The sequence below is a fragment of the Arthrobacter sp. NPDC055138 genome (assembly GCF_053607305.1).
Window position 1 is genome coordinate 1 of the sequence record NZ_JBSGTH010000012.1, and the last position, 1415, is coordinate 1415.

Below are 1415 nucleotides of genomic sequence, written 5' to 3' on the forward strand. Positions count from 1 at the left end.
CCTGTTGCCTCATTGCAATACCTCCGGGAAGTCTGATTCGTTGCCTCATTTGAAAACCTCCGGATAGCGGCTTCGTTGACTCAGTGAATATCCTCCGGGAGGCTCAGGCGTTCCATGCCGTGTTGACGGGTTTGATGCGGGCGGGCTTCTTAGCCAGGGCAAGGGTTTCCAGTTCCGCTGCGAGGGCCAGGATCCGGCGGGAGAGCGATCCGGGCTTGATGCGTTTGAAGGCGGCGTTCATGTGGATGACGGGGCGCTTGCGCATGGTTTCGTGCCGGGCCGCCCGCTGGTGCGGTGTTGCCGGGGCGTCGTGCTTCTTGATGACCTTGGCCCCTTTGCGTTGCTTCTCGATGAGTTTCTGTTGGGGCAGCAGGTAGTTGGTGAAGGTCCGGTCCAGATCCCAGATCTCGTTGAGCTTGTCCAGTTCGGCGGTAGTGTCGTAGCGCAGGTAGCCGACGAGTTCGCGGACCCGGGCCCAGTTCTTCTGTTCCACGTGCGCGCCGTCGTTTTTGTTTCCGGGCCGGGACCGGGTGAACGTGATCTGCCTGGCGTGGCAGTAGGCCAGCAGATATTCGTTGATGAACTCGGAGCCGTTGTCCGAATCGATGCCGATGATGGGGAACGGGAACACGGCGGTGACGTGTTCGAGGGCTTCGAAGACCCATTTGGCGGCCTTGTTCCGGACCGAACGGTTCACGGTCCAGCCGGTCGCGATATCGGTCACCGTGAGGGTGAAGCAGAACTCTCCGTTGCTGTTGCCGCCGTCATGGCCGACCAGATCGATCTCCACGAAGCCAGGGACCGCGTCGTCCCAATCGGCCCAGGTCCGCACCGGGATCTGGGACTTCAGCAGGGTGCCGGGCTTGGTGTGCGATCGTCCCCGCGGCAGCAGTTTCCCCCGTTCCCCGGAGAGCCTGCGGTCGATCGTTGCCGCGCTCATCCGTACCAGCAGGGCGGCCTGGGCATCGGTGATCTCCAGTTCCTTGTCACGGCGCAGCAACGGCACCAGGACCGGAAGCATCGGGGCCAGCAGCTTCCCGGCCGGGGCGCGCAGCACCGCCCAGCACTTGATCAGCGCCGGCTGCAGGTCCGGCCCGTAGACCGGAGCCCGGCCCGGCCGGGGCCGGACTATTTTCAAGACCAGCGCATCCCGCAGAGCGGCCCGGGCGTGGTCGCGGTGCCAACCGGTCAGCTCGACCAGCTCGTTCAGGATCCGGGACTTCCCTGCACGATCGGCGTTCTTGTAGGCGAGGGCTTTTTTCTTCGTCACGGCTTGCCGCTGGGCCATCGTTAGCTCCATAGAAACGGGCATAACCGGCACCAGCGGCCACCACCGTCCAACACGCCGCTACGCGGAGGTTTTCAAATGAGGCAACGTATCCGGCTACGCGGAGGTTTTCTATGAGTCAACGCGG

General features: G+C 63.5%; 1 protein-coding gene. It reads right to left on the reverse strand.

From position 1 onward, the window contains the following. Positions 1-103: 103 nt before the first annotated feature. Complete coding sequence (locus ACWF5H_RS18225; RefSeq protein WP_452038619.1) at positions 104-1288, reverse strand: DDE-type integrase/transposase/recombinase; 1185 nt, start codon at positions 1286-1288, stop codon at positions 104-106. Positions 1289-1415: the final 127 nt, after the last annotated feature.